This window comes from Paracoccus sp. PAMC 22219, from assembly GCF_000787695.1.
GTDB lineage: Bacteria > Pseudomonadota > Alphaproteobacteria > Rhodobacterales > Rhodobacteraceae > Paracoccus.
In genome coordinates, this window is record NZ_BBPH01000243.1 from 1 (window position 1) to 7836 (window position 7836).

Genomic DNA, 7836 nt, shown 5'->3' on the forward strand with positions numbered 1-7836 from the left:
GCGGACAGGCCGGTCAGGGCGGCCCCCGCCGCGCGTCGTCGCGCCAGCTCCCACGCGCCGGCGGTGTCCAGGCGGGCGAGGGCGGCCAGGTCGATCCCGCTCGCGTCCTGTGCGGGCAGCTGGCCCAAGGTCCAGACGACAAGATCGCCCGACAGGACCAGGCGCGGGCCCTGCGGATCGACGGTCAGTGTCGGGGCAAGGCGGGTCATGCGTGCCGTGGGGCGGCAAGGGGCAGGGCGGCATGCATGGGGGTCGTTCCGGTGCGGTCTGGCTGGCCCGGATCATCGCCCGCCGGGGCAGGGTGCGCCTTGATCCAGATCAGGCGGCCGAACCTCACGACAGGATCAGGGTGATGGCGTGACACCCCCCGTCCAGCGGGACAAAGGCGCAGGGACAGCGATCGGCATCGCCGCCGCGCGTGACCTCGACCGTGATCGTCGTTCCATCGACCTGCACGCGCGCGGTGACGCCGGGCCAGTCCTGCGGCAGGCAGGGGGCGATCACCATATGGCCGCCGCGGCGCCGAATGCCCAGGATACCCTCGGTGGCGGCCCGGTACATCCAGGCGGCGGAACCGGTATACCAGGTCCAGCCGCCCCGCCCGACATGGGGCGCGACGGAATAGACGTCGGCCGCCACGACATAGGGTTCCACCCGATAGCGTCCGGCGTCCTGCGGGGTCAGCGCATGGTTGATCGGGTTCACCATCGCCAGCAGCCGCGCGGCCGCCGTGCCGTTGCCCATCCGGGCATGGGCCAGGATCGCCCACATGGCGGCATGGCTGTACTGGCCGCCATTCTCGCGCAGGCCCGGGGGATAGCCCGCGATATAGCCGGGGTCATTGCCCGTCGCCGCCCCGTCAAAGGGCGGCGTGAACAGCAGGACCAGCCCCGGATCGGGCACGACCAGCTGCGTCTCCAGCGACCCCATGGCGCGGGCGGCGCGGGTGGGGTCGGCGCCGCCGGACAGCACGGCCCAGCTTTGCGCGATGGAATCGATCCGGCAGGCCGGAGAGGCGGCCGATCCCAGCCAGCTGCCATCGTCGAAGGTCGCGCGCCGGTACCAGTCGCCGTCCCAGCCATGCGTCTCCAGCGCCGCGGCAAGCCGGTCGGCATGGTCGCGCCATTCGGCCGCGATCGCGGGATCGCGGGCATCGGCCAGCCGCGCCATGCGGCGCAGCGCGTCCAACAGCAGCCAGCCCAGCCAGACGCTCTCTCCCTGTCCGGCTTCGCGACGCGGTTCATGCCGTCGTTCCAGTCGCCCGTGCCGATCAGCGGCAGGCCCAGGGCTCCGGTCTGCGCGATGGCGCGGCACAGCCCCAGGGCGGCGTGATCCCACAGCGTGCCCCGCTGTGCGGACAGGTCGGGCAGGAAGAACGCATCGTGCTGACCCGCCGCCACGGCGGGACCGTCCAGATAGGGCAGGTCCTGGTCCAGCACGGCCAGATCGCCGGTCACCGCCACGTAATCCGCCACCGCATGCGCCAGCCAGACGCAATCGTCCGAGATGCGGGTCCGCACCCCCTGACCCGAATGGGGCAGCCACCAGTGTTGCACATCGCCTTGCGGAAACTGCCTGGATGCCGCGTGCAGCAGATGCGCACGCACCCGTGCGGGCTGGGCCAGCGTCATCGCCATGCCGTCCTGCAACTGATCGCGAAAGCCGTATGCGCCGCTGGCCTGATAGAATGCCGCGCGTGCCTGAATGCGGCAGGCCAGCGTCTGATAGGGCAGCCAGCCGTTTACCATGATGTCCATGGCCCGGTCCGGGGTCGACACCTGGATGGTGCCGGTGACCGACTGCCAATGCGCCTCGACCTGTGCCAGCAGGTCTGCGGGGTCCGCATCGCGCATCCGGGCGATCAGCGCCTGTGCATCGTTGGTGGAGGGCGCCTGTCCCAGCAGATGCCCGACATGCACCGTGGCGCCCGGCGCCAGCAGCACTGGCGTTTCCAGCGACAGGCAGGGGTCCAGGCCCGCGCCTGCGCGCCCCGACAGGCGGGCGGTCGGGGCGGACAGCGCACCGTCTGGTCCCAGAACCTCGGCCCGGTCGCCGCTGACGGCGGTCTGCGCGCCCATCAGGTCGGCGAACATCACCCGGTCGGGAAAGGCCACGTTCCACGGGTTGCGGACCAGCAGGGCCCCGGTGTCGGCATCGCGTTCGCTGACCAGATGCTGCGCCGACCCGGCGCGGGTGACACCCATCACCGGCTGCGTGCAGGCGATCACGGTCAGCCGCCGCGGCTGCGTGCCCAGGTTGCGGATCCGCAGGGTCGAGATCCGCACGGCACCCTCCAGGGGCACGAACTGCAACAGTTCCAGCGCCAGACCGCCTGCGTGATGGTCGAACCGGCTATATCCCATGCCGTGGCGCGCCACGTGCCGTCCCCGCCCCGCCAGCGGGCGGGCGGTGGGCGAAAAGACCGCGCCCGTGTCGTCATCGCGGATCAGGAAGGCCTCGGTCGCGGGGTCCGTCACCGGGTCGTTGGACCAGGGGGTCAGGCGGTTTTCGCGGCTGTTTTCGGCCCAGGTGCAGCCCGCGCCGGTGGCCGAGACATGAAAGCCGAAACCGTCATTGGCGATCACGTTGATCCAGGGCGCGGGGGTGGTCTGGCCCTGTTCCAGAATGACAACGTATTCGCGCCCGTCGCGGGCAAAGCCGCCGGTGCCGTTGAAGAACTCCAGCGTCTCGGCCAGGCCGGTCGCGGCGTCGGTCCGGGGCGGCGCGCCGTACGGTACGCGGGGCATGCGGACGGCCTTGGCGGGCGGTGCGGCCATCGCGGCCACCTGATCGGCCAGCGGCCCGTTGCGTGCGATCAGCAGCACACGGGCGGTGGAGAGCAGCAGCGCGGTGACCTCGGGCGGCAGCAGATCGCGGCGCAGGGCATGGACCTGACCGCCCGGCGCATCGGCCTGTGCCCGCGGACGGGCGCCGCGCAGCGCGGCCTCGATGGCCGATTGCAGGCCCTGGACATAGGACGCCGGGTGTTCGTTCAGGATCACCACGTCCACGGCCAAGCCCTTCATGCGCCAGTATTCCTGCGCCAGCAGGACCTGTTCGACCTGCGCCATGTCGGCCTGATCCGCGATGCGCATCAGCACGATGGGCAGATCGCCGGAGACGCCCTGCGACCACAGCACGGACTGCTTGCCTGGCGCCCCGGTTCCCGCCGGGGCGCGGAACCGGGCGTCCGGCCACAGGATCGGCGCGGTCATCGCCTGGAACGCCGCGGCCTGGGCTGTGGTGATCCCCAGATGGCGCAGTTGCACCTGGGCCTGGGTCCAGGCCAGGGTCCGCGCGCGGTCGACCGCGTTACGGTCATGATGCCTGTCGATCAGGTCGATCAGGCCCGCCCGCGTGTCGGCCACCACCGTCCAGAAGGCCAGCCGCGCCGCCCCGCCCGGCGCGATGGTGATGCGATGGCGCAGCGCGAAGGCCGCGTCCAGCACGGTGCCGACCCCGCCCTGCAGCGTGGCCCCCGGTGCCAGGGCCGCCGCGTGGCGCAGATCGTTGTCGCGGCCCAGAAAGGCGGCGCGGTCGGTCTCGAACTGCATGGGCGCGGCCTGGGTGGCCTCGACCACCGCGAAATGGGCGGCCCAGATGCGCGGCTCGTCCGGGCTGCGCGGGCGGCGGGTCGCGATCAGCGCGCCGTATTCGGCCAGGTATTCGGTCTGCACGAACATCTTGGCAAAGGCGGGATGCGCAGCCTCGGCTTGCTGCGTGGTCAGGACCAGCTCGGCATAGGAGGTCAGCTCCAGCGACACCGGCACGCGGGCGGTCGAGGTCAGCGTCAGCATCCGCACCTCTGCGTCGTCCTCTCCCGACACCAGCACCTCCAGCGCGGTGGACAGGGGGCCGTCCCGGCGCTGGAACAGCACCCGATCCTCGAACAGCTCGACGCGGGCGTGATCGGTGGGGTCCGCGCCGCCGATCCGGGTCAGCGCCTGCGTGCGCAGATCGCGTATCCACAGGCGGCTGCCACCCTCGTCGCTGGCGGGATCGGCCCCGGCCCGCGTGACCGCCAGCGGCCCCCACCGGCTGGTGCCGCCACCCGTGGCGGTGAGGGTCACGTCATAGCGGCCGTTGGACAGGATATGCGCGACCGGCGGCCCGTGGGGCGCCCCCTCGATCACGGCCATGCGCTGCATGTCCTCGGTCGAGGCCGGGCGGGGGGCGCTGGCGTCCGAGCGGGGGATCGCGGCGGGAATGTTGCGCGGGATGCGTTCCTGGAGCAGCAGTTCGGCCGCGCGGATCGCGGGTTCGGCGTGGAACCGCGCGCGCATGCGCCCGTCCTGCAGCACGTTGGCGATGGAGACGATGGTCATGCCCTGGTGATGCGCCATGTGGCTGCTCACCAGCGCCACGGCCTGCCCGGTGGGGCGGCGCAGGGGCGTGAAATCCAGCGCCTCGTAAAAGCCGAAAGGTCCCGCCGCGCCCAGATCGGCCAGTTGCGCCAGGTTGTCGGCCGCCGCCTGCGGATCGACCATCGCGGCCAACGCGCTGGCATAGGGCGACACGACCAGATCGGCCTCCAGCCCCCGCTTGAGGCCCAGATCGGGCACGCCAAAGCTGGAATACTGGTAATTCATCTGCAGGTCGCGCGCGTTGAAACCGGATTCCGACAATCCCCACGGCACCCCGCGGCGGCGGCCATAGCGTTGCTGGGCCACGACCGACTGGCGGTTCGACTGATCCAGCAGGCTGCCCGGCGGTTCGTCCATGACCAGGATCGGCATCAGGTATTCGAACATCGACCCCGACCACGACCCCAGAACCGCGCCGCCCGCCATCGGCACGGCCGGGCGGCCAAGCCGGAACCAGTGGGTCGCGGGAATGTCGCCCTTGGCGATGGCGAACAGGCTGGCCAGCCGCGCCTCGGATGCCAGCAGGTCATAGCAGCTGCGGTCGCGGGTGTTCTCGGACTGGGCAAAGCCGATCGACAGCAGCTTGCGGTCGGGGTCCAGCAGAAAGCCGAACTGCATGGCCCAAGCCATGTCATGCGCCTGCACGGCCAATGCGCGCAGGGCGTCGGACAGGTCGGGGTCGGGATCGGCCAGATGCGCCGCCGCCTGACGGTGCAGCGATGCCAGCCACGGGCAATCCGTGCCCGCCCCACGGGTCAGCCTCGCGATGGCGGCCCATTCGGGCTGCGGCGCGGTGATGGCGGCCGTGATCCGGTCCATCAGCTCGGGGTCGCCATCCTGGCGGGCAAGGTCCAGCGTGTCCAGCAGGCCGGGGCGGACGTCCTGGTCCGGCGCGTCGGCCCAGTCCTGGCAGGCCTGCGCCAGCGCGATCAGGTGCCCGGCAAGATTGCCGCTGTCCACGGTCGAGACATAGCGCGGGGCCAGCACCGTGCCGTCGGTGGTGTCGTACCAGTTGAACAGGTGGCCGTTCAGCTTTTCCAGTGCCGCAACCGATGCCAGCGTCTGTTGCAGGCGGGACACCGTCTCGGGCAGGCCGATCCAGCCGAAATCCCGCGCGGCGACGCAGGACAGCAGATAGAGGCCGATATTCGTGGGTGACGTGCGGGCCGCCGTCAGGGGCACCGGCGTTTCCTGATGGTTGTCGGGCGGCAGGTGACGGTGTTCGGCCGTCACGAAGGTCTGAAAGAAATGCCAGGTCCGGCGCGCGGTCAGGCGCAGGGCCCGCGCGGATTCGGGCGACAGGGGTCGGGCATCGGGGGGCTGCACCCGCCCGCTGCGCTGCGCGATCAGGGGTGCGGCCAGCCACAGCAGGGCAAAGGGCAGGACCAACGGCATCGCGGCCGGGGCAAGCGCCGCGACGATGCCCGCGACGATCACGGTCAGCGCCAGACCGCCCGCCATGCGGCGCGCCAGCGCGGCAAGGTCCGGGCGCGGCCCGACCTGATCCTGCGCGGCGGTGGTCCATTCCAGCAGGTGGCGGCGCGACACCCGCATGCGCCATGCGGTGCGCAGGATCGCGTCGCCCATGCGCAACGCGGTGTCTGGCAGCAGGGCCAGCGTCAACGCCAGCTGCGCCAGCGCCGCGCGCGCATCGCCCGCCGATTGGCGCAGGTGGCTGCGCATATCGGGCGACGGGCCGCGCGGCATCATGCCCAGCAGCATGGGCAGGATCGCGGGCAGGGCCAGCGCGACCAGCAACAGCGCCGTCGCCGCGACCGGCTGCGGCGACAGCCAGCCCGCCAGCAGCGCGGCCAGCGTGAAGGGCGCCAGCAGCGACCGGCGCAGGGTATCGGCGATCTTGATGCGTCCCAGCATGGGCGTGGCCGGGTCCGTCACGCGCCCCGCCAACTGCCAGTCGCCGCGGGTCCAGCGATGCTGGCGGGCGGCGGCCAGGTCGTGGCGGGCGGGGAACGCCTCGACCACCTCGATGTCCGAGGCCAGGCCCGCGCGGGCGAACACCCCCTCCAGCAGGTCGTGGCTGAGGACAGTGCCCGGCGCGATGCGGCCCGCCATCGCGGCCTCGAACGCGTCGACGTCATAGATGCCCTTGCCCGTGAACGATCCCTGTCCGAACAGGTCCTGGAACACGTCGGACGCGGCCGAGGCATAGGGGTCCATCCCCCCCGGCCCCGACGTCGCGGACAGATAGGGCGTCATGCCCGACCCAAGCGCGGGCGTCACCCGCGGTTGCAGGATGCCGTATCCGGCGACCACCATGCCCCGCGCGGCATCCAGGCGCGCGCGGTTCAGCGGATGCGCCATCTTGCCGATCAGCCGCGCCGCCGCGTCGCGCGGCAGCCGCGTATCGGCGTCCAGCGTGATGACAAAGCGCACGTCCTGCGGCAGCGTGTCGGGGCGGCGATAGCTGGTATCGGTCGCGCCCCGCAGCAGGCGGTTCAGCTCGGCCAGCTTGCCGCGCTTGCGTTCCCAGCCCATCCAGACGCCCTCGGCCGGGGCCCATCGGCGGTCGCGGTGCAGGTGCAGAAAGCGCGGACCGGCGGGGCCGGGCGCATGGGCGGTGTTCAGCGCCGCGACCCGCCGCGTCGCCAGTGCCAGCAGATCGGCGTCGCCCGGCATGTCCTGCTGCGGCGCGTCCGCCCCGTCCGTCAGCAGCGCAAAGGTCAGATCGCCGCCGGTCCCGGACAGGTGGTGAATCTCCAGGCTGTCGAACTGGCGCTGCAGGTCGCAGGCGTCGGTCATGATCACCGGCACGACGACCAGCGTGCGCATAGCGGGCGGGACACCCCCGCGCAGGTCCAGCCCCGGCAGCAGTGCCGCCCCCACCGATCGGGCGACCATCAGATCGATCAGCGCGATGGCCAGCGCGGCCAGCGGCATCACCATCGCGACCAGCCACGGCCAGCCCGCCCCGGTCAGCCACGCGGCCAGCGCGGTCAGCACCACCGTGGCCCCCGCGATCAGCGCTAGATAGCCCGGCAGGCCCGCAGAGATGCCCAGCCTGCGCAGCCACAGCCGGGGCGGCGGGCGAAAGCCCACCGCGCGTTCCAGCGCCGGGCGGCCCGCGTCGATCAGGTGCCAGCCGGGGTCGGCGGCCGGGGTGTCGGGCGGGCTGTCGGCCGCCAGCGTCACCGCCATGTCGGCCAGCTGCGTCTCGGGTCGGCCGCTGCCGCGCGACAGTTCCTCGACCGCGCTGCGGTAGAGGTTGCGGCTGGCGAAATCCATCCGGACATGGCCGGGATGGCGGCGCAGATGCGCCTCGACCAGGCTGACATCCTCGAACAGCGTGCTCCAGTCGGTGGCGGACAGGCCGCGAAAGGCGGTGATGACGTTGCGCAGCGTCACGTTCGATGCGCCAAGCCGTTCCTGCGCATGGCGCACCACGCTGTCGACCGAGGCGCCCTGCGCCGCCAGCCGGTCCGACAACCAGCCCACGGCGGGCGTCACGTCGGGG

1 protein-coding gene and 2 pseudogenes are annotated in these 7836 nt (G+C 72.0%); all 3 read right to left on the reverse strand.

All coding sequences use genetic code 11. The features are described from left to right. Positions 1–209: pseudogene (locus tag TY51_RS19560) on the reverse strand (ABC transporter permease); the annotation flags it as partial. Positions 210–333: 124 nt separating this feature from the next. Then, positions 334–1170: a GH36-type glycosyl hydrolase domain-containing protein gene (locus TY51_RS23820; RefSeq protein WP_231559162.1), complete on the reverse strand. Its 837-nt coding sequence runs from the start codon at positions 1168–1170 to the stop codon at positions 334–336. A gap of 125 nt (positions 1171–1295) precedes the next feature. After that, positions 1296–7607: pseudogene (locus TY51_RS24430) on the reverse strand (GH36-type glycosyl hydrolase domain-containing protein); the annotation flags it as partial. Between the last annotated feature and the right edge of the window lie 229 nt (positions 7608–7836).

What these genes read in the sequence shown, in the direction of transcription:
- TY51_RS23820 (WP_231559162.1), bottom strand. Translation starts at nt 1,170, where the DNA reads ATGGCGCGGCTGGCCGATGCCCGCGATCCCGCGATCGCGGCCGAATGG.